The sequence below is a fragment of the Pseudomonas sp. SST3 genome, assembly GCF_003325755.1.
Map to the genome: position 1 here is coordinate 17,505 of NZ_QORI02000008.1, position 25,751 is coordinate 43,255.

Annotated in this window: 20 protein-coding genes and 2 pseudogenes; 14 read left to right on the forward strand and 8 right to left on the reverse strand. The window is 61.4% G+C overall.

All coding sequences use genetic code 11. The features are described from left to right. Positions 1 to 1,710 (reverse strand): hypothetical protein, encoded by a 1,710-nt coding sequence (locus DQ405_RS09875; protein WP_168424064.1) that lies wholly within the window; start codon positions 1,708 to 1,710, stop codon positions 1 to 3. A 175-nt stretch (positions 1,711 to 1,885) separates the two neighbouring features. On the opposite strand from DQ405_RS09875, the gene DQ405_RS09880 reads away from it, so the two are divergent. Beyond that, complete coding sequence (locus DQ405_RS09880) at positions 1,886 to 2,428, forward strand: YaeQ family protein (protein WP_168424065.1); 543 nt, start codon at positions 1,886 to 1,888, stop codon at positions 2,426 to 2,428. A 53-nt stretch (positions 2,429 to 2,481) separates the two neighbouring features. Here the strand turns inward: DQ405_RS09880 and DQ405_RS09885 are convergent, their stop codons facing one another. The 4 genes and pseudogenes from DQ405_RS09885 to DQ405_RS09900 form a co-directional block, all read right to left on the reverse strand. Then, complete coding sequence (locus DQ405_RS09885) at positions 2,482 to 3,699, reverse strand: NRAMP family divalent metal transporter (protein ID WP_168424066.1); 1,218 nt, start codon at positions 3,697 to 3,699, stop codon at positions 2,482 to 2,484. Between the two features lie 203 nt (positions 3,700 to 3,902). Then, positions 3,903 to 4,817 carry a 5-oxoprolinase subunit C family protein gene (locus tag DQ405_RS09890; protein ID WP_168424067.1) on the reverse strand — a complete coding sequence of 305 codons (915 nt, stop codon included), beginning with the start codon at positions 4,815 to 4,817 and terminating at the stop codon, positions 3,903 to 3,905. Further along, the gene (gene pxpB / locus DQ405_RS09895) at positions 4,814 to 5,518 is read right to left on the reverse strand and encodes a 5-oxoprolinase subunit PxpB (protein WP_168424068.1); all 705 of its coding nucleotides are present in this window, start codon (positions 5,516 to 5,518) and stop codon (positions 4,814 to 4,816) included. Before pxpB ends, DQ405_RS09890 begins: the two co-directional genes overlap by 4 nt. Continuing rightward, positions 5,515 to 6,263 (reverse strand): annotated as a pseudogene (locus DQ405_RS09900) (5-oxoprolinase subunit PxpA). Before DQ405_RS09900 ends, pxpB begins: the two are co-directional and overlap by 4 nt. A gap of 195 nt (positions 6,264 to 6,458) precedes the next feature. Between DQ405_RS09900 and DQ405_RS09905 the strand changes: the two are divergent. The 8 genes and pseudogenes from DQ405_RS09905 (at position 6,459) to DQ405_RS09940 (ending at position 17,894) form a co-directional block, all read left to right on the forward strand. Then, positions 6,459 to 6,986 carry a winged helix DNA-binding protein gene (locus DQ405_RS09905; RefSeq protein WP_168424226.1) on the forward strand — a complete coding sequence of 176 codons (528 nt, stop codon included), beginning with the start codon at positions 6,459 to 6,461 and terminating at the stop codon, positions 6,984 to 6,986. A gap of 33 nt (positions 6,987 to 7,019) precedes the next feature. Beyond that, a complete protein-coding gene (recJ, locus tag DQ405_RS09910) occupies positions 7,020 to 8,735 on the forward strand; it encodes a single-stranded-DNA-specific exonuclease RecJ (RefSeq protein ID WP_168424069.1) in 1,716 nt (571 codons plus the stop codon). A 243-nt stretch (positions 8,736 to 8,978) separates the two neighbouring features. After that, on the forward strand, positions 8,979 to 11,075 hold the full coding sequence (locus DQ405_RS09915) for a molybdopterin oxidoreductase family protein (RefSeq protein WP_168424070.1): 2,097 nt from the start codon (positions 8,979 to 8,981) through the stop codon (positions 11,073 to 11,075). A 356-nt stretch (positions 11,076 to 11,431) separates the two neighbouring features. Further along, on the forward strand, positions 11,432 to 12,541 hold the full coding sequence (locus DQ405_RS09920; protein ID WP_168424071.1) for an NADH:flavin oxidoreductase/NADH oxidase: 1,110 nt from the start codon (positions 11,432 to 11,434) through the stop codon (positions 12,539 to 12,541). Between the two features lie 30 nt (positions 12,542 to 12,571). Beyond that, positions 12,572 to 13,339: a tellurite resistance TerB family protein gene (locus DQ405_RS09925; protein ID WP_168424072.1), complete on the forward strand. Its 768-nt coding sequence runs from the start codon at positions 12,572 to 12,574 to the stop codon at positions 13,337 to 13,339. Positions 13,340 to 13,504: 165 nt separating this feature from the next. Then, positions 13,505 to 14,600, forward strand: a protein-coding gene (prfB, locus tag DQ405_RS09930; protein ID WP_168424073.1) for a peptide chain release factor 2 whose coding sequence is annotated in 2 segments (ribosomal slippage) — positions 13,505 to 13,576 and positions 13,578 to 14,600 — 1,095 coding nt in all. Because the reading frame shifts where the segments join, the coding sequence is not laid out codon by codon here. 209 nt (positions 14,601 to 14,809) lie between these two features. Then, positions 14,810 to 16,312 carry a lysine--tRNA ligase gene (lysS, locus tag DQ405_RS09935; protein ID WP_168424074.1) on the forward strand — a complete coding sequence of 501 codons (1,503 nt, stop codon included), beginning with the start codon at positions 14,810 to 14,812 and terminating at the stop codon, positions 16,310 to 16,312. A 287-nt stretch (positions 16,313 to 16,599) separates the two neighbouring features. Further along, a pseudogene (locus tag DQ405_RS09940) lies at positions 16,600 to 17,894 on the forward strand (flavohemoglobin expression-modulating QEGLA motif protein). A 60-nt stretch (positions 17,895 to 17,954) separates the two neighbouring features. On the opposite strand, the gene DQ405_RS09945 reads toward DQ405_RS09940, so the two are convergent. The 3 genes from DQ405_RS09945 to dctP all read right to left on the reverse strand — a co-directional run bounded on the left by DQ405_RS09945 (position 17,955) and on the right by dctP (position 20,917). Continuing rightward, the gene (locus DQ405_RS09945; protein WP_168424075.1) at positions 17,955 to 19,265 is read right to left on the reverse strand and encodes a TRAP transporter large permease; all 1,311 of its coding nucleotides are present in this window, start codon (positions 19,263 to 19,265) and stop codon (positions 17,955 to 17,957) included. Continuing rightward, on the reverse strand, positions 19,262 to 19,801 hold the full coding sequence (locus DQ405_RS09950) for a TRAP transporter small permease subunit (protein WP_168424076.1): 540 nt from the start codon (positions 19,799 to 19,801) through the stop codon (positions 19,262 to 19,264). Before DQ405_RS09950 ends, DQ405_RS09945 begins: the two co-directional genes overlap by 4 nt. An 81-nt stretch (positions 19,802 to 19,882) precedes the next feature. Then, positions 19,883 to 20,917 (reverse strand): TRAP transporter substrate-binding protein DctP, encoded by a 1,035-nt coding sequence (gene dctP, locus DQ405_RS09955; RefSeq protein ID WP_168424077.1) that lies wholly within the window; start codon positions 20,915 to 20,917, stop codon positions 19,883 to 19,885. A 452-nt stretch (positions 20,918 to 21,369) separates the two neighbouring features. Here dctP and DQ405_RS09960 point away from each other — a divergent pair, with 452 nt between their 5' ends. The 5 genes from DQ405_RS09960 to surE are packed head-to-tail and all read left to right on the forward strand — an operon-like array spanning position 21,370 to position 25,740. Further along, a complete protein-coding gene (locus tag DQ405_RS09960) occupies positions 21,370 to 21,873 on the forward strand; it encodes a PaaI family thioesterase (protein WP_342030408.1) in 504 nt (167 codons plus the stop codon). Then, positions 21,866 to 23,077, forward strand: coding sequence for an acyl-CoA dehydrogenase family protein (locus tag DQ405_RS09965; RefSeq protein WP_168424079.1), 1,212 nt, complete (start codon positions 21,866 to 21,868; stop codon positions 23,075 to 23,077). Before DQ405_RS09960 ends, DQ405_RS09965 begins: the two co-directional genes overlap by 8 nt. Before the next feature lie 35 nt (positions 23,078 to 23,112). Next, positions 23,113 to 23,880: an SDR family NAD(P)-dependent oxidoreductase gene (locus DQ405_RS09970; RefSeq protein ID WP_168424080.1), complete on the forward strand. Its 768-nt coding sequence runs from the start codon at positions 23,113 to 23,115 to the stop codon at positions 23,878 to 23,880. 10 nt (positions 23,881 to 23,890) lie between these two features. Beyond that, entirely contained in the window at positions 23,891 to 24,961 is a 1,071-nt protein-coding gene (locus DQ405_RS09975; protein WP_168424081.1) for a phosphotransferase, read from the forward strand. Next, the gene (surE, locus tag DQ405_RS09980; protein WP_168424082.1) at positions 24,958 to 25,740 is read left to right on the forward strand and encodes a 5'/3'-nucleotidase SurE; all 783 of its coding nucleotides are present in this window, start codon (positions 24,958 to 24,960) and stop codon (positions 25,738 to 25,740) included. The genes DQ405_RS09975 and surE overlap by 4 nt, the downstream gene beginning before the upstream one ends. Positions 25,741 to 25,751: the final 11 nt, after the last annotated feature.

Sequence of the window (25,751 nt, forward strand, 5' to 3'; positions counted from 1 at the left end):
TCAAGCCGCGTTGGGCTGCCGCCAGAAATCGTCGCTGAACACCTTGTCGAGTAAGCGATGCTTGAGCGTGCGGCTTTCATCAGTAGCGGCGGCGTCGAGTTTCTTCAGCAGGCGCTGAGGCCCATTGCGGGAGTCGAAGAGGTCTCGATAGCAAAGGCCATCGACCGCGTGGGCGAGTAGGTCCTGCTCAAGTAATGCGTCGACCCAGTCCGACGGATAGCTGATATCTCCGGGTATTTGTCGGATTAGACCCTCCGCTTCATCGACATCTCCCAGACGCAAGTATGCGATGGCTAGGTCATCGAGCAGCAAGGCCATGTCGAACGCTTCGATTTCCTCTGGGGCGTTGGCGGTGACCAGCCTGTCCCGCACATTGTCGAGCAGGCTTCGCGCATCTGCCGGCCGATCCAGGCGCTGTAGCAGAAGGGCGTGGCGTGTGTCAGTGAATGCACGGTCGAAGAGAGGCTGACGTTCTGCCAAGCGCTGAATCCGTTCCAGAGCCCGGCGAATTTCGTAACTGGTGCGTTGGCGCTCCGGTAGGCGGCTTTGTAGTGTCAGGCGCGCGTTCAGAACCTGCAGCCGTAGGTGATCGCGATCGGTGTCCTCTGGTAGGTACTCGATCCAGCGCTCGGCCTGGCCAAGCATCGAGGTGGCTAGGTCTGGCTGGCTTTGTTCATAAAGAGACCATAGCGACAAGTACAGGCTGATGCGCTGTGTTTCGTGCCTGGACAAGCGCCGTACATCTCGCTCGGCTTCAGACGCGGCGCCCTGGTCGATCCACCATTGGGCCAGCCTCAGTAGTAGCGCGTCATGCACGCCATCTTCGACCTCCTCCAGCAACGCCTCGGCCTCGCGAAGCTGGCGATGTCGCAGCATGGCGTCGAGCAATTGATCGTAATGTTCGTCGCGCCAGTTCGCATCCAGTCGCTGGATCTGCTGCTGGGCTTGAGCGAGCCAGCCGGCTTCTATCATGGGGGCGATGAAGGGATTGTCGCGTTCCAGCGAAAGCGAATCGGAGACTTCCAGAAGCTGTTGGAGATCGCCAAGGGAAGCCAACTCCCGAGCAAAAATTTCCAGCCCGACAATGTCTTCAGCCGGAACGGTCTGCTGCAGTGCCCAGAACTGCGCGAGGCTATGCCGTGCGGCATCCTCTTTGCCGCTCTGGCGTTGCAGACGCGCAACGTTCAGCCACTGCTGTGCGCTCAGGTTGGATGTGGTGGCGAACGTTTCGAGCTCGCTATTGGCTGTGTCCTGATCGCCCTCGGCAAGCAATAGTGGGATGCGTAGCAGCGGATCGCTAGGGCGCTCATCGCCAGTGCGCTTTAGCAGCTCCAGTGCCTTTTCGGCTTCACCGGCGTCGATCAGCTGGTAAAGCATCGTGGCTAGCGCTTCGCGGCGATGGTGCGCGTCGAGGTATGAATATAGCCCCAGCGCTTCTTCCTCACGGTTCAGCTCGAGCAGGGTCGCGCACAGCGATGCATTCGCCACCTGCCAGACATCGCCCTGTAGCCGTGCAGCCAAATCAATGGCCATTTCGGGGGCCAAAATGCGTAGGGTTGAGATGCGATTGATCCACACCACCTCCTCAAGCGTGAGGCTGGCTGAGCTATCAGCAACGGGAATCCGATGTGGCTTCGGATCAGCGCCAGTGATGGCGATAATCAAGAAAACCCCGATGAGTACCACCAGTACGACGACAAATGCTTCCATGAGAATCCGTTCTCTCTGCTTCTGAAAAGACCCGTGGCAGGCCAGGCCGCGCTTTATAAGGGCCGGGCAGGGAAGGGGCAATGATGGGGCATGCCAAATGCCAACCTGGTCTCTCTCGGGCTCACGGCGCCATAATTCTGTAGACTCTTCGCCTTTCGTTCGCCGGATGCCCGCCATGGCGCTGCAAGCCACCCCTTACAAAGTTGAAATCAATCTCACCGATCTCGATCGTCATGTTTATCAAGATCTGCGCTTCACCGTCGCTCGTCATCCTTCGGAGACGGAAGAGCGGATGGTGGCGCGGCTGATCGCCTACATACTCTGGTATGGCGAGCAATTGGCGTTCGGCCGCGGGCTGTCGGATGTTGATGAGCCGGCGCTGTGGGAAAAGAGTCTGGACGACCGTGTGCTGCACTGGATTGAAGTGGGGCAGCCCGACGCCGAACGCATCACCTGGTGTTCGCGTCGCACCGAGCGGTTCAGCCTGGTGGCCTACGGCAACCTGCGTGTCTGGCAGAGCAAGGTGCTCGACTCCGTGCGCAGCTTGAAGAAAATCAACGTGGTAGCGGTGGGGCAGGAAGCTTTGGAGCAAGTTGCGCGTGATCTGCCACGTTCGATCAACTGGAGTGTGATGGTCAGTGAAGGATCGCTCTTCATTACCGACGAGCACGGCCAGCATGAAGTGCCTCTCGAATGGATGATCGGCGGACGCGACTAAGCCAGCCGAGAGATGGGACCCGCCGGGATGTGATTACCCCGGCAGGCGCCGACTCAGGATTGCCAGAACTGCAGCAACGCACTAAACGACAGCACCACACCCACCGCCGTGGCGATCATCGCCAACAGGCCGAACACCAGCATCCAGGTCGGGTGGCGGTAGTCACTGCCAACGATGCTTGGCTTTTTCGCTGCCCAGAGAATGCAGCCCAGCGCCAAAGGCAATACCAGCGCATTCAGCGAGCCGGCGATGACCAGTACCTTGACTGGCTGTCCCACAAGGCTGTAGATCAGCGTCGAGCAGGCAATGAAGGCGATTACCACCCACTGGTTGTTGCGCTGGACGCTTTCATGCAGCGAGTACATGAACGTCACGCTGGTATAGGCCGCGCCGATTACCGAAGACACCGAAGCAGCCAGCAGTACCACGCCGAATATTTTGTAGCCAACCGCGCCCATCGAGTGTGAAAACACCGACGCGGCTGGGTTGCCCGGGTCCAGACTGAGCCCCTGGCTGACGACGCCGAGCGCGGCGAGGAACAGGCAGATCCGCACGACACCCGTCGTTGCGATACCGGTTACAGCGGCGCGCGTTACCACGCCAACGTTCTGCACACCGGTGATGCCAGCTTCCACCAGGCGATGACCGCCCGAGAACGAGATATAGCCCCCCACAGTGCCGCCGACCAGTGTCACGATCGGCAGCAACAGAATCAGCGGATCATCCGGGTTGAAGCTGCGGCTCAAGGCCTCCATGACCGGCGGGCTCGACTGCAGCATGGCGTAGCCGATCATGCACAGCATCACCAACCCGAGCACCTGCATCACGGAGTCCATGACGCCCTTGGCGTTGCGCAGCAGGAAGATGCCAATAATCAGGATTGCGGCGATCAGCGATCCGATCACCGGCGGCACGCCGAAAATCACGTTCATCGCCAGCCCGGCGCCACCGATATTGCCAATATTGAAGGCAATGCCGCCGAGCACGATGAAGGCGGAAATAAGATGGCCGACGCCAGGAATGACGCGGTTTGCCACATCTTGCCCGCGCAGGTTGGCAACGGTGATGATCCGCCAGATGTTGAGCTGGGCGCCGATGTCGATCAGCAGCGAGATGACGATGGCGAAGGCAAAGCTGGCGAGGTATTTCTCGGTGAACAGCGAGGTCTGGGTCAGAAAGGCGGGGCCGATCGACGACGTTGCCATAATGAAGATGGCGCCACGCAAGACGTTGCGTTGCGACGCCGGGGTGGCGCTGGGTGTGGGATGCATTGGAATACCTTTCTTTTATTGGCTTTGGGGCAGGTAGGAATGCAGTCGGGTGTAATCCGAACTCTCTTGTAATTGTTGTTTTTTGGTCGTCGCGTGGTTTTCTCTGGGTCCGATCATCCTCGTTGTCCACGCAGCTATGAACGGATAGCTGACGGCAGGGTGTGAGATCCGTAGAGTCGCCCTGTTAGCGAGGGGCGACCGACTTATTGCCAGTTGCCAAGCAACTCGCGTTGTTGGGTCTGCGCGCGTTCCAGGGATATTGGTTTGAGCATCAGGGTTGTTCCCGGCAAGCATTGGGCCAGGCGAGCGACCGACAGCGGCGTCAGTGCGCCGAGTCGTGGATAGCCGCCGATGGTCTGCCGATCATTGAGCAGCACGATCGGCTGCCCATCCGGCGGTACCTGGATGGCGCCCAGCGGTACGCCTTCAGAAATCATCGATTGACGCGCGCCGCGCAGTATCGGTCCGACCAGGCGAACGCCCATGCGGTCGGCGCGCTGGTCCACAGTCCATTCGCGATTGAATGCGTCGAACAGACTTTGGCCGCTGAAATCGCAGATCTGCGCGCCCAATACCACGGTCAATGTATCGGGCGCGAATAGCGGCAGCGCCTGCGTGGCACCGAGTGCGCGCGGCTGTGGTGCGGTGCCATTCCAGTGCAGCCGATCGCCTGAGGCCAGTGGTCGACCGTCTCCGTGCAGGCCACCCAGTGCCTCACGACGCACCGTGGCGCAGCTACCGAGCAGTTGCGGCGCGGTGAAACCGTCGGGCGCCGCAAGATAGGCGCGTACCCCCTGGCGAGGCTGAGCGAAGCTCAGCCGCTGGCCCTTGCGAATATTGAAGCTGCGACCTGGCGCGACGGGCTGTTCGTCCAGCGTGGCGCCTAGGTCGGCACCGCATAGCGCAAGGCAACTGTCGTTTTCGGCGAGCAGGGCGAAATTGCCCAGGGTGATTTCCACCGTTGTGGCCTGTAAAGGGTTGCCCAGCAGCCAATTGGCCCACGCCTGTGATACCCAATCTGCGGCGCCGCCTTGGGTAACGCCCAGATGGCGAACACCGAAACGGCCGCCGTCCTGCAGGCTGGCCAGCGCGCCGCTTCGTTCTATCAGCAAGCTCATGGTGTCACCCCGAATGGGCGATCGTCGCCACCGAGGCGCACGAACTCGGCGCGTTCGATCGGTTGAAAACGCACCCGGTCGCCGGGCTGCCAGATGCTGTAGCCGTCCATGTCGCGATCGAACAGCTTGATCGGACTGCGACCGATCAGATTCCAACCGCCGGGAGAAACGAGTGGATAAACGGCGGTCTGGCGGTCGGCGATTCCCAGGCTGCCGGCGGGTACCTGTTTGCGTGGCGTCTTGAGACGGGGGCTGGCGAGAATCTCATCGACAAGTCCCATAAAGGCGAACCCTGGCGCGAACCCCAGCGCGAACACTTGATAGATGCGCGCACTGTGCCGCGCAATCACGCCCGGGGTGCCAAGGCCGCTGCGTTGGCCGAGGGCTTCGAGTTCGGGGCCGACACTCGGGTCGTACCACACCGGAATGTTCAGTTCGCGACCCTGGCCTTCTGCATATGGCTGCAATTCATATAAAGCGTCGGCAATACGCTGGCGCGCCTGGCGGTCGTCAAGTTGTGCCAGGTCGTACTGCACCAGCAGTGTCGTGTAGGACGGCACCAGGTCGATCAGCGCCGCACCGAAGTTGTCATGCAGGCGCCTGGCCGCGGCGAGCAGCCAGGGCATATGGGCTTCGTCGATTTCATCGAACAGGCGCAGCATCAGGCTATCGATGCCGACCACTTCGATTCGCGGGGTCATGCCGCCAGGCCCCGCAGCGCCTGGCGGATGCGTTGTACCGCAGCGATCGAGCCCGCGTTATCGCCGTGTACGCAGAGGGTGTCGGCGCGCAGAACCAGCGCGCTGCCGTCGCTGGCGGTCAATGGTTCGCCTTTGGCCAGGCTGAGTGCCTGGGTAGCCACGGTGTCGGCGTCGTGATGAACCGCGCCGGGCAGCGCGCGGGAGACCAGCATGCCCGTCGCGTCATAAGCGCGGTCGGCGAATACTTCGAACCACAGCGTCACGCCGAGCTCGTCAGCCATGGTCTGGCTGGCGCTGTTGTCACGCGTGGACATCAACATGAGCGGCAAGGATGAGTCGTAAGCGGTTATGGCGGTCATCACGCGCGCAACAACTCCGGCTGACGCATCATGTCGTTGTACAGCGCGCCATGAGGTTTGACGTAGCGAACCTGGGTTCCTTCGGCGCGGCAGATGCCTTCCAGCGCGCCGATCTGGTAGAGCAGCATGTTTTCCACTTCCTTCGGACTACAGACCATGGAGCGACGACCGAAACCGACCAGATCGGGATAGGCCGGATGCGCGCCGATCTTCACGTCATGCAGCGTCGCCAGCGCAACGGTGCGCCGCATGATCTGGGGATCCGATGCATGAAAACCGCAAGCGACATTGGCGCAATCGATGAAAGGCATGACCTCGGCGTCCATACCCATGGTCCAGGCACCGAAGCTTTCGCCGATATCGCAGTTCAGAAGCAGGGCGTTCATGGAGGTCCTCTTTGACGGGCGTACCGGAGCGACAGGTGAGCAAGGAATACGATGATAAATTATCGATGATTTATCAATAAATATTTTTCGTAGCCGCTCCGACCGGTCTTTTCGGTGCGCATTGCTGTATGCTTGCGAACCCGATTCACCAGGGTGGCAGCCCACTGTCGCCCCTCATTTCCAATGGTCCGCAAGATGGTTGACGCCAAATCCCCTCGTCCGTTGCGATCGTCCATCGTGGCGTCGGCGCATCTCGCCGAGCAGTCGCAGGAACTTTCAGAACTGGAATACGGCATCATCGTCGCCAGCGCCGCGCTGATGCGCTGGATGGAGCGATGCATGAAGGCTTCCGGCGCAGTGGAAATGAATGCGCTGGATGTCATGGTCCTGCATAACCTGACTAGCCGTGGCCGTGCCAAACGTCAGGCGGACATCTGCCTCCTGCTGAATATCGAAGACACTCACACCGTGACCTACGCGCTGAAGAAGCTCGGCAAGCTTGGGCTGGTGGCGGGCGAGAAGCAGGGCAAAGAGATGTACTACCGGACCACCGACAAGGGCCGCGAGCTGTGCCAGGAATACGCTGACATCCGTCGCGAATGCCTGATCGCCTCCTTCGAAAATCTCAATATCGACCCCGAGGAGATTCACCGCCTCGCCGGGATGCTGCGCGCCATGTCGGGGCTGTACGATCAGGCTGCGCGCGCTGCAACTTCGCTCTGAACTGCCTCATGCTACAAACCGGATAACCATCAGATGCGCATAGAACCCCGCCCGCTACCTCAAGTGCTGCCCGACCTGGGCGACTTGCCGCCACTGCTGACGCGCCTCTACGCGGCGCGCGGCGTGCAATCGGCGGCGGAGCTGGACAAGGGATTGGCGCGCTTGATCCCCTACGGCCAGCTTAAGGGAATCGATTCGGCGGTGACGTTATTGGTCGAGGCGCTGGAAAAGCGTCAGCGCATCCTCTTCGTCGGCGATTTCGATGCCGACGGCGCCACCGCCAGTACCGTTGGCGTCCTGGGCCTGCGTCAGTTGGGCGCTACGCATGTGGATTATCTGGTGCCCAACCGCTTCGAGTACGGCTACGGGTTGACGCCTGAGATCGTCGCCGTCGCCCTGGAGCGTCAGCCCGATCTGCTGGTGACGGTCGACAATGGTATCTCCAGCGTCGATGGCGTGGCGGCGGCCAAGGCGGCCGGGCTCAAGGTGCTCGTAACCGATCACCATCTGCCCGGGCACGAATTGCCGGTGGCAGACGCCATTGTCAATCCCAACCAGCCCGAGTGCGCCTTCCCCAGCAAGTGCATCGCTGGCGTTGGTGTCATTTTCTACGTGCTGCTGGCGCTACGGGCCCGGTTACGCGAGTCGGGCTGGTTCGCCCGAAGCGGCTGGTCGGAGCCGAACCTGGGCGAACTGCTGGATCTGGTCGCGCTGGGCAGCGTCGCTGACGTAGTGCCGTTGGATGCCAACAACCGCATCCTGGTGCATCAGGGCTTGGCACGGATTCGGGCCGGTCGTGCGCGACCGGGACTGCGCGCGATCCTAGAGGTCGCCGGACGTGATCATCGGCGGATCACTTCGACCGATCTCGGCTTCATTCTTGGCCCGCGGCTAAACGCGGCGGGGCGCCTGGATGATATGGCACTGGGCATCGAGTGCCTGCTCTGCGAGGACGAAGCGCTGGCGCGCGACATGGCGGTGCAGCTGGATCAACTCAATCAGGACCGCAAAGGCATTGAGCAGGGCATGCAGCGTGAGGCGCTGGCTCAACTGAAAGACCTGCCGTTGGACGACATGCCGTTCGGACTCTGCCTGTTCGAGCCGGACTGGCATCAGGGCGTCATCGGCATTCTCGCTTCGCGGCTGAAAGAGCGTTATCACCGTCCGACCATCGCCTTCGCTGACGCCGGCGAAGGAGTGCTCAAGGGCTCGGCGCGCTCGGTGCCGGGCTTCCATATTCGTGATGCGCTGGATGCGGTCGCAGCACGCCATCCGGGATTGATCAGCAAGTTCGGCGGTCATGCGATGGCGGCGGGGTTGTCGCTGCCTCAAGAGAACTTTGGCGCTTTCGCGGCCGCCTTCGATGCCGAGGTTCGCCGGCAGCTCTGCGAGGACGACCTGACCGGACGTCTGCTGACCGATGGCCAGTTGAGCATCGAGGAATTCCATTTGGAGCTGGCCAAGGCGCTGCGCAATGCCGGGCCCTGGGGGCAGCACTTCCCCGAGCCGGTGTTTCACGGCGTATTCCAGCTGATGCAACAGCGGCTGGTCGGCGAGAAGCATCTGAAAATGGTGCTCAAGAGCGAATGCGGTTCGCTGACCCTCGATGGTATCGCGTTCAACATCGACCGCGACCTCTGGCCCAACCCCACTGTGCGTTGGGCCGACTTGGCCTACAAACTGGACGTCAACGAATTCCGCGGTCGAGAAAGCGTGCAGCTGCTGGTTGCGCATATCGCGGCGCGCTGACCACAGGTTCACGACCGGTAACGTCGCAGCCAAGGTGGCGCGGGCTCTAGCCGGCGCTAGCTGGACATCCTTTTCGCGAGCAAGCTCGCTCCTACAGGAGCGGCGGCGTATCCGAACTCGGCACTGCCAGTTGCAAGATCGGTTATCTGAATCGGTCCCTATTTGCCGCAACGTCTTTCATTGGCTACCGCCCGGCTCCGGCCTAGAGTGTTCCCATTACAAGAACAATCTTCGGAGCCTGCAATGAGCGAATCGACCCTGCACCACCGTGCGTGCCATCTGTGCGAGGCCATCTGCGGCCTGACCATCGAAACTCGCGATGAGCAGATCGTTTCGATCAAGGGCGATCCGCAGGACAGCTTCAGTCGCGGCCACATCTGCCCCAAGGCTGTCGCGCTGCAGGATATCCAGAACGATCCGGATCGCCTGCGGCATCCCATGCGCCGGGTCGGCAGCGAATGGCAGGCAATCGAATGGGACGAGGCCTTCGCGCTGGTAGCCGAGCGCCTGGCCGACATTCGTGAGCACTATGGCAATAATGCGGTGGCGGTCTATCAGGGCAACCCCAGCGTGCACAACTACGGGTTGATGACCCACAGCAACTACTTCCTTGGCCAGCTCAAGACGCGCAACCGCTTTTCCGCCACCTCGGTGGATCAGCTTCCGCATCATCTGACCAGCCTGATGATGTACGGCCACGGTCTGCTGATCCCGATTCCAGACATTGATCACACCGATTTCATGTTGATACTCGGCGGCAACCCGCTGGCGTCCAATGGCAGCATCATGACCGTGCCGGACGTGGAAAAGCGCCTGAAAGCCTTGAGGGCGCGCGGCGGTAAGCTGGTAGTGGTGGACCCGCGCCGTAGCGAAACGGCGGCCATTGCTGATCAGCACCTATTCGTACGTCCGGGTGAGGATGCGGCGCTGCTGTTCGGCTTGTTGAATACGCTGTTCGCTGAAGGCTTGACCCGTTCCGGTCATCTACCGGTTGAAGGGCTGGATGAACTGCGCGCGGCGGCTGCGCCTTTCACCGCAGAGGCCATGAGCGTGCGTTGCGGTGTGCCGGCCGAGCAGATCCGGCAGCTGGCGCGCGACTTTGCAGCGGCTGACAAAGCGGTCTGCTACGGGCGCATGGGGGTGTCTACGCAAGCCTTTGGCACGCTTTGTCAGTGGCTGGTGCAGTCGATCAATCTGGTCACCGGCAATCTGGATCGGGTGGGCGGTGCGCTCTGCACCGAACCGGCCGTTGATCTGGTAGCGAATACATCCGGCGGACATTTCAACCGCTGGCAGAGCCGGGTGTCGGGACTACCAGAATATGGCGGTGAACTACCGGTCTCGGCGCTGGCCGAGGAAATGCTCACCGAAGGGGAAGGACAGGTGCGTGCGCTGGTTACCGTTGCTGGAAACCCCGTGCTGTCCACACCCAACGGCCGCCAGTTGGAGCAGGCGCTGGACGGGCTGGAGTTCATGGTCAGCGTGGATTTCTATATCAACGAAACCACCCGTTACGCCGATCTGATCCTGCCGCCGACGGCACCGCTCGAGCACAATCACTACGACACTACCTTCAACGTGTTTGCAGTGCGCAACGTCACCCGATTCAACGAAGCCGTGCTCGGCAAACCAACGGGTGCGCTGCACGACTGGGAAATCTTCATCGGACTGGCCAAGGCCTTCGCGGCGCGTATCGGAGCTGAGCTGAAGCCGACCATGGCGCCCGAGCAGATGATCGACATGGGGCTGCGCGCAGGTCCTCATGGGAATGGCAGCGCGTCTGACCTGAGCCTCGCCAAACTGCGTGACTTTCCGCACGGCCTGGACCTAGGGCCACTGCAGCCGAACCTTACCGGCCGTCTGAAAACCGCCAGTCAAAAGATTCAGGCGGCACCTGAGCTGTTTCTCGGCGACTTGGCGCGTTTCGCGGCTACAACGCTGCCGCAGGAAGGCCAGCTGATGCTTATCGGGCGTCGTCATGTGCGCAGCAACAACTCTTGGATGCACAACTATCACCGCCTGGTGAAGGGAAAGCCCCGTCATCAGTTGCTGATGAACCCGGTGGACCTGAGTCGTCTCGGTCTGGCTGACGGCCAACGCGTGCGGGTTCGTTCTCGCGTCGGCATGATCGAAGTGGAAGTGGCCGCCAGTGACGAAATGATGCCCGGCGTGGTTAGCCTGCCGCACGGCTGGGGGCATGCACGGCCCGGTGTGCAGATGGGTATCGCCAGCAGCCAACCCGGGGCCAGCGCTAATGACCTGACCGATGAGCGCCGGCTGGACGTGCTGTCCGGCAATGCGGCGCTCAATGGCGTGCCGGTGCAGGTGGAGGCGGCGTAGCGCTCGAATCTGCTCGTGAGTGCCCGTTGCTTGTGTGCGGGCTTTCGCCTCCTCACATTAGCCTTCTCTTTTAGGAAGAGAGGATTGGAGCAACGGGTCCAAGGTGTCGAGGTTGTGCCTGGCGCCGCTCAGGGTGCTGACCGCGCCGGGATGGGGCTGTAACTCTTCGCCAAGATAAAGCGAGGCCCATACAGTTTGCAGCAAAGCGGAGCAAGTGCCCTCGGTGGAACGACCACAGCGAGCCATCGCAACAAACAGTCACCGAATTGGAGTAGGCACTCCCGCCGCTGAGCAAAGTCATCGAAACAGTCTGTACTGAAGGATGTCCAATGCGCATCCATCGCAGTGAGGTTTCCATGACACAGCTTTTCCAGCCGCTTACCTTGCGTCAGCTGACGCTGCCCAACCGCATCGCTGTTTCGCCCATGTGCCAATACTCGGCCAAGGCCGGGATGGCCAACGACTGGCATCTGGTTCATCTGGGCAGCCGTGCCGTCGGCGGGGCGGGGCTGGTCATCATCGAAGCCACCGCGGTGACGGCCAACGGTCGCATTTCGCCCGAAGATCTAGGCATCTGGTCCGACGAGCACGTCGAACCGTTGCGACGCATCACGCGCTTCATCGAATCCCAAGGATCAGTCGCCGGTATCCAGCTGGCGCATGCCGGACGCAAGGCGAGTACTTGGCAGCCCTGGCTGGGGCGTCATGGCAGCGTGCCGATTGCGGCCGGCGGTTGGACACCGGTGGGGCCGTCCACCATTGCCTTCGATCCGGAGCATGCGGTTCCGACGGCGCTGGATGAGGCCGGTATCACCGAGGTCATCCAGGCCTTCGTGCGCGCAGCCGAGCGTTCGCTGGCGGCGGGATTCAAAGTTGCCGAGGTGCACGCGGCGCACGGCTACCTGCTGCACCAGTTCCTTTCGCCGTTATCCAATCAGCGCCAGGACGCCTACGGCGGCTCGTTCGATAATCGTATCCGGCTGCTCCTGGAAGTCACTCAGGCGGTGCGGGCGGTATGGCCGAATGAACTGCCGTTGTTCGTGCGCCTGTCGGCGACCGATTGGGTGCAGGACGGCTGGAACGCAGAGGAAACCGTCGAACTTGCGCGGCGGTTGAAGCCACTGGGCGTCGATCTGATCGACGTGTCTTCCGGCGGCACGGCCGTCAACGCAGAAATACCCGTCGGCCCGGGCTACCAGACTCAGTTTGCCGAGCAGGTCCGTCGCGAGGCCGGTATCGCCACCGGTACGGTCGGCATGATCACCGAGGCGGTACAGGCCGAGCATATCCTGCGCACCGGGCAGGCGGACCTGATCCTGCTGGCGCGCGAGCTGCTGCGCGACCCATACTGGCCGCTGCATGCTGCCGAGGATCTACGGGACAGCTCAGTGCCCTGGCCGGCTCAATATGCTCGAGCCGCCCATCGAAACACGTCGATCCGACAAGTACCCGATTTGCTCGATTAACCCCTTCATAAGATCCAGGTAGGTACGCTCATGAAAACCAGCGGTTTGCTCGACCAATTGCTCAAATCGGGTCAGGACCTGTTGCAGAAGCAGCAAGGCTCCGTGACGCGCTCAACGCCTTCGAAGAGTGGGGGTTCGCTCGGAGATGTGCTCTCCGGCGCGGGTGGCCCTCTCGGTTCCATTCTGGGGGGCGGTGGCGGAGGCATCGGAAAGGGTGCATTGGCGTCCGGTGCGCTCGGTATGTTGCTGGGGAGCCGGAGCGGGCGTCGCCTCGGCGGGAAGGCCATCACCTATGGCGGTCTGGCTGCGCTCGGCATGCTGGCCTACAAAGCCTACGGTAACTGGCAGGCACAACAGGGGCAGCAGGGCGGAGCCGGCGTAACGCAGCCAAATACCGCCCCGGCGGAGCCAAAGACGGTAGATCGCCTGCCGCCTGATCAAGTCGAAGAGCACAGCCGCGGCATCCTCAAGGCGCTGGTCGCGGCGGCCAAATCCGACGGCCATGTGGACGATCAGGAGCGCAAGATGATCGAGGCCGAACTCAGCCAGATGACCGATGACGGTGAGCTGCAGCGCTGGCTCGAGGCGGAGCTGAACAAGCCCCTGGACCCGGTCGACGTCGCTGCATCCGCGACCACGCCGGAGATGGCCTCGGAGATGTACCTCGCCAGCGTGCTGATGGTTGACGAGGAGCAGTACATGGAACGGGCGTATCTGGACGAGCTGGCTCGTCAGCTCAAGCTAGATCCACAGCTCAAGGTCGAGCTGGAAAGTCAGGTCCGCGGCGTATCCGCCTGAAGCTCATGTTCGAGCCGGGGCGTGGTTACCCCGGCGCAGCCTTCATTTGCGGGTCGCCAATCTTTAAAGTCGCGGTTGCCGATGGTCCCGCGCGGGCTGTCAGGCGAAGCCTGCTGCGCTATAATCGCGGGCTTTTCGCACCGTCCGATTGAGAGCTGCCCACCTATGGAAATCAACCCGATCCTCAACAGCATCAAGGATCTGTCCGAGCGCACCCTGTCAATTCGGGGGTATCTTTGACTACGATCAGAAGCATGATCGCCTCGTCGAAGTAAACCGCGAACTCGAAGACCCCAACGTCTGGAACAATCCTGAGTACGCCCAGAATCTGGGCCGCGAGCGCGCTACCCTGGCGCAGATCGTCGAAACCATTGACGAGCTCGACGGAGGCCTGGCCGATTCCAGCGACCTGCTCGACATGGCTGTTGAAGAAGACGACCAGAGCGCAGTGGACGACGTAGCTGCCGAGCTGGACCGTCTGCGCGGCATCCTCGAAGGGCTGGAATTCCGCCGCATGTTCAGTGGCGAGATGGACCCCAACAACGCTTATCTCGACATCCAGGCCGGTTCCGGCGGCACCGAGGCTCAGGACTGGGCCAACATGCTGTTGCGCATGTACTTGCGCTGGGCTGATAAACGTGGCTTCGACGCCACCATCATGGAGCTGTCCGAGGGCGAAGTCGCCGGCATCAAGGGTGCGACGCTGCACATCAAGGGTGAATATGCCTTTGGTTGGCTGCGCACCGAAATTGGTGTGCACCGCCTGGTGCGTAAGAGTCCGTTCGACTCCGGCAACCGTCGCCACACCTCGTTCACTGCAGTGTTCGTCTCGCCGGAAATCGATGACAACATCGAGATCGAGATCAATCCGGCCGACCTGCGCATCGACACCTACCGCTCCTCGGGCGCTGGCGGTCAGCACGTCAACACCACCGATTCGGCCGTACGAATCACCCACGTGCCCACCAACACCGTGGTCAGCTGTCAGAACGAACGGTCCCAGCACGCCAACAAGGACACCGCCATGAAAATGCTGCGGGCCAAGTTGTACGAGCAGGAGATGCAGAAGCGCAACGCGGCGTCCCAGGCACTGGAAGACACCAAGTCGGATATCGGCTGGGGGCACCAGATCCGCTCCTACGTACTCGATCAGTCCCGCATCAAGGATCTTCGCACCAGCGTGGAACGCAGCGACTGCGACAAGGTGCTGGATGGAGATATCGACGAGTACCTCGAAGCCAGCCTAAAGCAGGGGCTTTAAGGCACATCGGGCACGAGCACGGAACGACGTAGGGTGGGCCGGACGGCGTTCCGCTTCAGCCCACCAGAACACGGCACGGGTCCTCGGTGGGCTGAAGCTCACCCTACTGTTGAAACCCGCGCCACAGGTCGTTTCAGCCTGCACGGCCATCAGAACATTAGCTAGCCAATCCATGGGTCTAAACGATCCACGCGACGGAATAATTGACCATGAGCGAACAACCGCTGAACCAGCATGCCATCCAAGAGGAAGAAAACAGCCTGATCCTTCAGCGCAAGGAAAAACTGGCCGCCGAGCGCGCCAAGGGCAACGTTTTCCCCAATGACTTCCGCCGCGACAGCTACTGCAACGACCTGCAGCTGAAATACGCGGACAAGACCAAGGAAGAGCTGGCCGAAGCGGCGATCCCGGTGAAGGTCGCCGGTCGCATCATGCTCAACCGCGGCGCCTTCATGGTGCTGCAGGACATGAGCGGTCGCATCCAGGTTTACGTCAACCGCAAGACACTGCCGGCCGAGACCCTGGAAGCCATCAAGCACTGGGACCTGGGCGACATCATCGCCGCCGAGGGCACCCTGGCGCGCTCGGGCAAGGGCGACCTCTATGTCGAAATGACCGACGTGCGGCTGCTGACCAAGTCGCTGCGCCCGCTGCCGGACAAGCACCACGGCCTGACCGATACCGAGCAGCGCTACCGCCAGCGCTACGTCGATCTGATCGTCAACGAGGAAACCCGCCACACCTTCCGCGTGCGTTCGCAGGTGATCGGCCACATCCGCAAGTTTCTCAACGAGCGCGACTTTCTCGAAGTCGAAACGCCGATGCTGCAGACCATCCCCGGCGGTGCCGCGGCCAAGCCGTTCGAGACCCATCACAACGCCCTGGACCTGCCGATGTTCCTGCGTATCGCGCCGGAGCTTTACCTCAAGCGGCTGGTGGTCGGTGGTTTCGAGCGCGTGTTCGAGATCAACCGCAACTTCCGTAACGAAGGCGTTTCGACCCGGCACAACCCCGAATTCACCATGCTCGAGTTCTACCAGGCCTACGCCGATTACGAAGACAACATGGACCTGACCGAGGAGTTGTTCCGCGAGCTGGCGCAGCTGGTTCTCGGCAGCACCGACGTGCCATACGGCGACAAGGTGTTCCACTTCGGCGAGCCCTTCGCGCGGCTGTCGGTATTCGACGCCATCCTCAAGTTCAATCCGGAGATCAACGCCGCCGACCTGCAAGATGTCGACACTGCCCGCGCCATCGCCAAGAAGGCCGGCGCCAAGGTGCTCGGCTTCGAGGGGCTGGGCAAGCTGCAGGTGATGATTTTCGAGGAGCTGGTCGAGCACAAGCTGGAGCAGCCGACCTTTATTACCCGTTACCCGTTCGAAGTTTCGCCGCTGGCGCGTCGTAGCAACGACGATCCGAGTGTCACCGACCGTTTCGAGCTGTTCATCGGTGGCCGCGAAATCGCCAATGCGTATTCCGAGTTGAACGACGCCGAGGACCAGGCCGAGCGCTTCCATGCGCAAGTGCGCGACAAGGACGCCGGAGACGACGAAGCCATGCATTTCGATGCCGACTTCGTGCGCGCGCTGGAATACGGCATGCCGCCGACCGCAGGCGAGGGCATCGGCATCGATCGTCTGGTGATGCTGCTGACTAATTCACCGTCGATCCGCGACGTAATCTTGTTCCCGCATATGCGCCCCGAGGTCTGACCTCATCTGGCTACCCGCTCGGTGGCGCCGTGCCGAGCGGTGGCTGTCCCCGCCGCTTGCATGTGCGGTCGCGCCGGAAATGCACCGCGCCAAGTAGAGAATCTCCGTATCAGCGTACTTGCCGCATGGCCTCTGTACGCATCGTTGTCGGCTCGATGGCTTCAGATCGGGCCCCGCCTGCCGACAGTGTGTATGGCTGACGCAAGTTGTTCGTGAACCGAACACGGAAGGCGATGGCCCACTGATGTATAACTTGAAGGCTACGGATCATCACTGACGAGGTACGGATGAATACCCGTAACAATCTCGATGAGTATCAGAGCACGGTTCGTGCGTTGTCCGATCGCATCGTCGAAGCGCAAACCCCGGTGCGGGTGCTCGACGCGGTGAAGTGGGACGACAATATCCGCCAGGGCTTTTTTGCCGCCGGCGGTCGCGAGCTGCCCAAGGTCGATCGCGCTTATTACGAGGGCCGCCCGCTGGGCTTCGATTCCAGCGCGAAGAAAGAAGAGTTCCAGAACATCGAACGTGATATTACCCGGCAGCTGGGGCAGTTCAACCCGGTCGGGCAGATCATGCGGCGCATGTGCAAGGAATACCGGATGGTGATCCGCATGCTCGAGGCACGCGGCACCGCCGACTTCGGCCTGATCTCACAAGAGCTTTACGGCGCCGCATCGGATGCTTTCCACGCCGGTGACCCGACGCTGGCCGATCTCGGCTTGATGCTCTCCGATTACCTGAACAACATCGCCGACCGTGGCGATTTGAAAGATGAAGCCAAGACCCTCAGCGCGCCGCAAGCGGTGAACATGCTCCAGACGCGGCTCGATTTGGTGTTCGGCGAAGGCGAAGGCGTGATCCGCGTCTTCGAGTCCGACGGCATCCTCGCCGATGCCGCCGCGGGCGCCGACTACATCAAGATTCGCAGCGATGCGATGTTCAACGAGCGCGATGTGCGCGCGCTGGAGGTTCACGAGGGCCTGGTGCATGTCGGCACCACGCTCAACGGACAGAACCAACCCATCTGCACCTTTCTCGCCAAGGGCCCGCCGTCATCTACGGTGACCCAGGAAGGCTTGGCGATCCTGATGGAAGTCATCGCTTTCGCCTCTTACCCGACGCGTCTACGCAAACTCACCAACGCACCCGTGCCATCCACATGGCCGAGGAGGGCGCGGACTTTCTCGATGTATTCGGTTTTTTCCGCGATCAGGGATACGCCGAAGACGAGTGCTACAGCAACGCCAGTCGGGTCTTCCGCGGGTCGATTCCAAGTGGTTTGCCTTTCACCAAGGACCTGTCCTACCTGAAGGGCTTCATCATGATTTACAACTATATCCAGCTCGCGGTGCGCAAGGGTCGGCTGGAACAGATCCCGCTGCTGTTCTGCGGCAAGACTACGCTGGAGGACATGCGCACCCTTCGCCAGCTGGTCGACGAAGGCATGGTGGTGCCGCCCAAATACCTGCCGCAGCAATTCCAGGACCTCAATGCCTTGTCGGCCTGGATGTGCTTCTCCAACTTCCTCAATCACCTGAGCCTGGACCGGATCGAAGCGGATTACGCCAATATCATTTGATAGGCGCGTATGAAAAAGCCGGAGCATCTGCTCCGGCTTTTTCGTTCATGCTGCCTGCAATCAGAACAGGGTGTCCGGCAGGTAGGTCGCGATCTCGGGAAAGGCCATGATGATGCCCATGCCGATGATGTTGACGATCACGAAGGGGATGACTGACCAGTAGATGTCTTTCATCGAGATGCCGGGCGGGACGATACCTTTGAGGTAGAACAGGTTGAACCCGAAGGGCGGCGTCATGTAGCCGATCTCCATGTTGATCACGAACAGCACGCCGAACCAGATCGGATCGAAGCCGAGCGAGGCGACGATCGGCAGGAACACCGGCAGCGTGATCAGCATGATGCCGACCGGGTCGAGCAGCATGCCCATGACGAACACGATGGACATCATAAAGATGATGATTGCCCAGCGGCCGCCGGGCAGGTCCATCATCAGCCCCTCGATCAGCGACTGCGCGCCCATACCCTGGTAGGCGGAGCTGAACGCGTGGGCTGCGAACAGGATCCAGGCGATCATGCCGGTGAGCTTGAAGGTGCGAATAGCCGCTTCCTGCAGAATCGGCCAGTTCAGCTTGCGATACACGGCGGCGGAAATCAGCGCGCCGAATACGCCCATGGCGGCGGCCTCGGTGGGTGTCGTCATCCCGCCAATGATCGAGCCGAGCACCATCACCACGATGCCAATCGGTAGCAGCACGGCTCGGACCGCCCGAAATTTTTCGGCCCAGGTGCCGCGTTCTTCCTTCGGCAATGCCGGCGCGAGGTGTGGCTGCAGGTAGGAGCGCACGAGCACATAGGTGACCGTCAGCGTAACCAGCAACAGGCCCGGCAGAACGCCTGCGGCGAACATCTTGCCGACCGACTGCCCACTGATCATCGCGTACAGGATCATCATGATGCTCGGCGGAATCAGAATGCCCCAACCGCCGCCGGTGTTGATGCAACCGAGCACCATGCGCTTGTCGTAGCCGCGCTCGAGCATGGCCGGCAGCGCAATAGTACCCATCGCCACTACTGCGGCGCCGCTGATGCCGACCATGGCACCAAATACCGCGCAGATACCCAGTGTGCCGATCGCCAGCCCGCCGCGCATGCCGCCGCACCACAGGTGCATCATGCGATAGAGGTCGCGCGCCACGCCCGTTCGTTCCAGCAGCATGGCCATGAACACGAATAGAGGTATGGCTACCAGGGTGAAGCTTTCCATGGTGCCCCACATCTGCGAGGCCACCATATAGAAGGCATCGACGCCCCAGGTGAAGTAGAGGAACAGTACCGAGACGCCGCCCAGCACGAAGGCCAGCGGCAAGCCGAGGACCAGAAAGAACACCAGCGTCAGGAAGAACAGCAGCGTGGTGATTTCGATGCTCATTGCGCATCCTCCGCGTGCTTGGCGTCGTTGGCTTTTTCATGGCCCAGGGCGACGAGGATGTCTTGCAGCAGCTTGGCGATGCCCTGCAACAGCAGCAGGAGCGTGCCGAGGGGAATCATCGCCTTGATCGGCCAGATTGGCGGATTCCAGGCCGAGTAGGACGTTTCCATGCCTTGAATCGACTCCCAGGCCATGGAACTGCCGAAGTACAGCAGCGCGGCCATGAACAGGAAGAACATGCTCGAGGTGAAAATATCGATCCAGGCGCGAGTGCGTGGGCCGAACGAGGCATACAGCAGATCCACGTTCACGTGGTCGCGGTGAGCCATCACATAGCCACCTGATAGCACTACGTAAGCGCCGAACAGCATCTGTCCGAACTCGTTTGTCCAGGACGTCGGGCTCGAAAACAGATAGCGCATGAACACTTCGAGCAGCAGCAGCGCGAAGATCAGAAAAATCAGGTAGGCCACCCAGCGGCCGATGAATTCGTTGAGCCGGGTGATGCCATTGATGTAGGCATGGATCAGGCGCATGACGAGCCCCACGAGCAAGGATTGAGCGGATCAGCCGCCCGGCGCGGATGAACGCGTCGGACGGGCCGATCAGGCGAGGGGTTACAGGTAACCGAGATCGCTGAGGAAAGTCTTGAGCTTCTGCAAGGCTTCGGCGGCCTTATCGCTGCGCTTGCCTTCTTCTTCCCAGGACTTCTGTGCGACTTCCCGCAGACGCTTCTGCACGTCGTCCGGCAGTGTGTTGACCTGAACGCCTTGTTCGTCGATGGCCTTACGCAGGGCGATCTGCTCCTGGTACAGATACTCGTTGGTGCGGTACCAGAACTGCTCATCAAGGATCTGTTTGACGATTTCCTGGTCGCGCTCGGACAGCTTGTCCAGGGCTTTCTGGCTGATGATGATCACATCGGTACCTGCGATGTTGAGCGCTGGTCTGACGTGATGTTTGGCCACTTCGTAGAAGCTCATGCTTGCCGCGCCTTGCACTGCGCCCCAGTGAGCGCCGTCCACCACACCGGTATCGAGTGCAGGGTAGAGCTCGCCGCCCGGTAGGTAGGTGGTCGAGGCGCCCGCCTCGTCGAGGAATTTCTGCAGGGCGCCCGATGAGCGGATTTTCAGCTTGGTGAAGTCTTCCCAGCTGTTGATTGGCTTCTTCACCACCATCTCGGTCGGGTAGACCTTGTCGGTCGACCAATACACTCCGTGTTGCGCCGCTTCTTCCTTGAGCATGTCCTCGAAGCCCATGTGTTTGTGGAAGTAGGCGGTTTCCCAGACGTTCTGGAAGGCGAACGGCAAACCGGAGGCGATGCCCGCAAGCGTAATCTTGTCCTGTGCGTAGCCGGGGGAGATGGTGCCCATCTGAATGATGCCACGGCTGACAGCGTTGAACGTTTCCTGTGGCTTGAACAGCGCACCGGACTCGAACAGCTGCAACTGTAGGCGGCCTTCGGTGCGTCGCTCGATCTCGCGCTTCAGGCGCCCAAGGCTGTCTTCGTATGAACTGCTGGCGCTCGGCCAGTGGGATTGGACACGCCACTTGGTCACGTCCTGCGCGGCAGCCAGCTGCGGTACAACCGCAGAAACTGCCAGGGCAACCAGGCTGGCTGGAACAAGTAGCTTCTTGAGCATCGATTTCATAACGCGTCCTCTTGTTGTAATTGTCTGGCTGACGGGCTTTTCTCTAGGCACTCACATTCGCTTTTTGTTTCGCAGAGTAAAACTGATTTTTACAAAGGTATCCGAAAGCTAACATAGCGTGCAGCTTTTTCAAGCACTAGCAGAACGCTATCGCCACCCCTTTGATCTTTGCGATATGTCGAACCGCTTGGCTGACTGGCTCTATGGCACTTCGATATTGATCTTAGACGGTTCTGTTTGTGGCTCGTCATAATTCTGCCTAATGGAACTCGATTTCGAATTGACGCATCGTTTCGGTCATGCCAGCTTCAAAAGGAAGCAGACTCGCCATAAAAACAATCGAGAGGACTGGCTATGCGGCTCGACATTGGAAACATCGGGTGGAAATCGACACCCGCCTCGGCGCCTAGCTTGGCGCCTCGCTCGAATCCAGTGCGATGACGGGGCAGGATGTGGACCCGCTTACGAGCGAAATCCCAACGAATGCCCTGTCGATCAGCGGTGGCAAGGACCTGCCGGGCTTCCATCAGGTGCTTGGTTATCGCCAGGTTTCCTGGACGGAAGACGAGGCGGTGATCGAGCTGGAGGTGCAGGCCTGCCATCTGAACATGGCCGGTGTGCTCCATGGCGGCGTACTGACTTCCCTGCTCGACGTTGTACTGGCCGAAGCCGGTACCTACTGCCCCTATCCGGGGCGGGTGCGCAAGGCCATCACCCTGGTGCTGAACACGACCTTCACCGGCCAATGTTCGGGCGGCGTTATCCGTGCCATCGGCAAGCGACGTGCCGGCGGCAGCCGAATATTCAACAGCTCTGGGGAAGTGCGCGACCAAGACAATCGCTTACTGGCGATCGGCGAGGCGACGTTCCGCCTGCGCTCCGGTAGCGAGCACCCACAAGGGGTGCCGCTGATATTCCCAGCACAGAACAATAAGAAGGAAAACGGCGATGTATGAACTGACCGGTAAAGCGCTACAGCTCCATGAACAACTCACGGCGTTCATGGACGAACACATCTATCCCAACGAACACATCCTTCATGAGCAGATTGCCAACGCAGAAGATCGTTGGGCACCGCCGCCGATCCTCGAAGAACTCAAAGCCAAGGCGAGGGCGCAGGGGCTATGGAATCTGTTCCTTCCAGAGAGCGAGTTCGGCGCGGGGCTGACCAACTTCGAATACGCCCACCTGTGCGAAATCATGGGCCGCGCGCATGGTGCCGCCGAGGTCTTCAACTGCTCGGCTCCGGACACCGGCAACATGGAGGTGTTGGCACGCTACGGCACGCCGGGGCAGCAGGAACAGTGGCTCAAGCCATTGCTCAACGGTGAAATACGCTCCTGCTTTTCGATGACCGAGCCAGACGTGGCGTCTTCCGATGCCACCAACATCGCCTGTGAGATCCGTCGCGAAGGCGACGAGTATGTGATCAACGGGCGCAAGTGGTGGTCGTCCGGCGCGATGACCACTACCTGCAAAATCGCGATTGTGATGGGCAAGACCGACCCCACCGCCGAGCGCCATCGGCAGCAGTCGATGATCCTTGTGCCGCTCGACACGCCGGGTGTGGAAATCGTCCGCGCGCTCCATGTGTTCGGCTACGACCACGCACCCCATGGCCATGCCGAAATCAACTACAACAACGTTCGCGTGCCGGCCAGCAACATGCTGCTTGGCGAAGGCCGCGGCTTCGAGATAGCCCAGGGGCGTCTCGGCCCAGGTCGCATCCATCACTGCATGCGCACCATCGGCGTGGCCGAGCGGGCCCTGCAGGCCATGTGTGAGCGCGTTCATTCGCGAGTGGCGTTCGGCAAGCCGCTGGCCGACTTCGACTCGATCCGCAAGGACATCGCCCGCTCGCGCATCGAGATCGAGCAGACCCGCCTGCTGACCCTCAAGGCAGCGCGCATGATGGACACTGTCGGCAACAAGGTAGCGCGGCAGGAGATCGCCATGATCAAGGCGGCTGCGCCGAGCATGGCGTTGCGGGTGCTGGATCGCGCGATTCAGGTGCATGGCGCCAAAGGTGTCTGCCAGGACAGCTTCCTGGCGGCGGCCTGGGCTCATCAGCGGACCTTGCGTCTGGCCGATGGCCCGGACGAGGTGCATCTGGACACCATCGCCAAGCTCGAACTGAAAAACTACTCCAGCAAGCGCTGAGCTCCCGACAAAATCAACAATAAGGACGCAGTCACATGACCAATCCGTTATTCGATCTGACCGGCAAGGTGGCACTGATTACCGGTTCCAGTCGTGGCATCGGCCGCTCGATTGCAGAGGAAATGGCCCGGTGCGGCGCGCGTGTCGTCATTTCCAGCCGCAAGGCCGACGCCTGCGAGGCGGTGGCCGCCGAGCTCAAGGCTGCAGGCCACGAGGCCATCGCGGTGCCTTGCCACGTAGGCCGCAAGGAAGACCTGCAGCGGTTGGTCGACATCACCCTGCAAACCTGGGGGCGCATCGACGTGCTGGTCTGCAACGCGGCCACCAATCCTGTCTATGGTCCGACCAGCGAGCTGACCGATGATGCCTGGGACAAGATCATGGATACCAACGTCAAGGGCACCTTCTGGCTGTCCAACATGGTCCTGCCACAGATGGCCGAACGTGGCGAGGGCGCGGTAATCATGCTTTCCAGCATCGCCGGGCTGCGTGGCAACACCGTAATCGGCACCTATGGCGTGTCCAAAGCGGCCGAGGCCGCGCTGGCGCGCAACCTGGCGGCGGAGTGGGGCCCCAGGGGGATTCGCGTCAACGCCATCGCGCCGGGGCTGGTGCGTACCGATTTCGCCAAGGCGCTGCTCGACGATCCGGAGCGGGTCCGTCGTGCGGCCGAGAAGACGCCACTGCGGCGTATCGGCGAGCCGGTGGATATCGCCGGTCTTGCGGTATTCCTGGCGGCGCCCGCCAGTGCCTACATTACCGGCCAAGTGATCGTCGCCGATGGCGGCGAAACCGCATGCTGAGGGCGCGGCGATGAACGAACCCGAGCTGATCGACGTCCTGCCGGCGCATCGCTTTGATGAGGTTGCGCTGGCGCGGTATCTGCGTCGACATCTGCCTGAGCTGGGAGATGATCTGAGCATCCGGCAGTTCCAGGGTGGCCAGTCCAACCCTACCTATCTATTGGAAAGCGCCGGGCGTCGCTATGTGCTGCGCAAGAAGCCGCCGGGCAAGGTGCTGCCCTCGGCGCACATGGTCGAGCGCGAATACAAGGTGATTCGAGCGCTGTCCGAGCACACCCGTGTGCCGGTGCCACGCGTGCATCTGCTGTGCGAGGACGAAGCGATCATTGGCACGGCCTTCTATGTGATGGACCATGTGGCGGGACGCATCTTCAGCCATCCGGCACTGGAAGCGCTGGCGGTTGAGGATCGTCAGTCGATCCACCTGGCTGCCGTTGATACCCTCGCCGAACTGCATCAGGTCGATGTCGAGGCGGTGGGGCTGGGTGACTTCGGCAAGGCCCAGGGCTATTTCGCCCGTCAGGTGAGGCGCTGGTCCGGTCAGTATGAGGCTTCCCGGACCGGTGATATGCCCGCCATGGAAAAGCTGATGCAATGGTTGCCGGAGCAGGTGCCGCAGCGCGACGAGTGCGCCGTCTCCCACGGCGATTACCGCCTTGGCAATCTGATCTTCGAGCCAGGGGAGGCGAGGGTGGCGGCGATTCTCGATTGGGAACTGTCGACCCTCGGCCATCCGCTGGCTGATCTCGCCTACTTCTGCCTGCCCTATCACTTGCCAGCGGGCGTGGACGGCCTGCGCGGACTGATCGGCATCGACCTGCAGGCGCAGGGCATTCCCTCCGAGCGACAGGTACTGGAACGCTATTGCCAGCAGAGCGGGCGTGCAGACGTGGCGGACTGGCATGTCTTCGTGGCGTTTTCGCTGTTCCGACTGGCGGCGATACTGCAGGGCGTCTATGCGCGAGCGCTGCAGGGCAACGCCAGCAACGCCGACGCGCTGCAGGTCGGCCAGCGTGCAGGACTCCTCGCTGAAGCAGGCTGGCGCATCGCTCAGGGTGGCGACAGGGGAGCATCGGCATGAGCGGTCCATTGCTTCGCCGCGTCCTGCTGACCAACGACGACGGCATCGCTGCGCCGGGGCTGGCATTGCTCGAGCACATCGCCGCGCAACTGGCCGAGGAGGTCTGGGTGGTCGCGCCCGAGCACGACCAGAGCGGCACAGGCCAGGGCATCTCGGTGCATTCGCCACTGCGTGTGTATCGCCACGGTGAGCGGCGCTTTGCCGTCTCCGGTACGCCGTCGGATTGCGTGATGTTCGCCATGGCCGAGTGGCTGCAGGAATCGCCCCCCGACCTGGTGCTATCCGGCATCAACAGCGGGGCGAACATAGGCGACTCGGTGCCTTATTCGGGAACCCTCGGTGCGGTGCTTAGCGCCGATTTGCTAGGGCTGCCAGCCATCGGTCTGAGCCAGGCCTTTCTCGATCGCGCGACGATCGATTGGTCCTGCGTCGAAACCTATGCTGAAAGCATGATTCGCGCGCTGTGGATGCGTCGCGAGAACGGCGGTTGTTGCTGGAACGTGAACTTTCCCGCCTGTTCGGCCGATGCAGTCAGCCATCTGCGAATGACCCAGCAATCACGAGGTTCTATTACTCGACCACGGCTCCAGGCGGGCCGGGACGGTCGGGGTCTGCCGTACTGGTGGCTCGGTTTCGAACATTCCTCGGCGCACATCGTCGCGCCTGAAGCGGACGTCACTGCGCTGCGCGAGAAACGCATCGCCATCACACCCTTGCGCGACACCCGGGGCTGGCTCGAGTGGGGCGAAGAACGGGCCATGGCCGAACTGGCCCTCTAACAGCGATTCAG

Excerpts from the sequence above, each read along its gene's own strand:
- DQ405_RS09875 (WP_168424064.1), bottom strand. The coding sequence starts at position 1,710 with ATGGAAGCATTTGTCGTCGTACTGGTGGTACTCATCGGGGTTTTCTTG.
- DQ405_RS09880 (WP_168424065.1), top strand. The coding sequence starts at position 1,886 with ATGGCGCTGCAAGCCACCCCTTACAAAGTTGAAATCAATCTCACCGAT.
- DQ405_RS09885 (WP_168424066.1), bottom strand. The coding sequence starts at position 3,699 with ATGCATCCCACACCCAGCGCCACCCCGGCGTCGCAACGCAACGTCTTG.
- DQ405_RS09890 (WP_168424067.1), bottom strand. The coding sequence starts at position 4,817 with ATGAGCTTGCTGATAGAACGAAGCGGCGCGCTGGCCAGCCTGCAGGAC.
- pxpB (WP_168424068.1), bottom strand. The coding sequence starts at position 5,518 with ATGACCCCGCGAATCGAAGTGGTCGGCATCGATAGCCTGATGCTGCGC.
- DQ405_RS09905 (WP_168424226.1), top strand. The coding sequence starts at position 6,459 with ATGGTTGACGCCAAATCCCCTCGTCCGTTGCGATCGTCCATCGTGGCG.
- recJ (WP_168424069.1), top strand. The coding sequence starts at position 7,020 with ATGCGCATAGAACCCCGCCCGCTACCTCAAGTGCTGCCCGACCTGGGC.
- DQ405_RS09915 (WP_168424070.1), top strand. The coding sequence starts at position 8,979 with ATGAGCGAATCGACCCTGCACCACCGTGCGTGCCATCTGTGCGAGGCC.
- DQ405_RS09920 (WP_168424071.1), top strand. The coding sequence starts at position 11,432 with ATGACACAGCTTTTCCAGCCGCTTACCTTGCGTCAGCTGACGCTGCCC.
- DQ405_RS09925 (WP_168424072.1), top strand. The coding sequence starts at position 12,572 with ATGAAAACCAGCGGTTTGCTCGACCAATTGCTCAAATCGGGTCAGGAC.
- lysS (WP_168424074.1), top strand. The coding sequence starts at position 14,810 with ATGAGCGAACAACCGCTGAACCAGCATGCCATCCAAGAGGAAGAAAAC.
- DQ405_RS09945 (WP_168424075.1), bottom strand. The coding sequence starts at position 19,265 with ATGAGCATCGAAATCACCACGCTGCTGTTCTTCCTGACGCTGGTGTTC.
- DQ405_RS09950 (WP_168424076.1), bottom strand. The coding sequence starts at position 19,801 with ATGCGCCTGATCCATGCCTACATCAATGGCATCACCCGGCTCAACGAA.
- dctP (WP_168424077.1), bottom strand. The coding sequence starts at position 20,917 with ATGAAATCGATGCTCAAGAAGCTACTTGTTCCAGCCAGCCTGGTTGCC.
- DQ405_RS09965 (WP_168424079.1), top strand. The coding sequence starts at position 21,866 with ATGTATGAACTGACCGGTAAAGCGCTACAGCTCCATGAACAACTCACG.
- DQ405_RS09970 (WP_168424080.1), top strand. The coding sequence starts at position 23,113 with ATGACCAATCCGTTATTCGATCTGACCGGCAAGGTGGCACTGATTACC.
- DQ405_RS09975 (WP_168424081.1), top strand. The coding sequence starts at position 23,891 with ATGAACGAACCCGAGCTGATCGACGTCCTGCCGGCGCATCGCTTTGAT.
- surE (WP_168424082.1), top strand. The coding sequence starts at position 24,958 with ATGAGCGGTCCATTGCTTCGCCGCGTCCTGCTGACCAACGACGACGGC.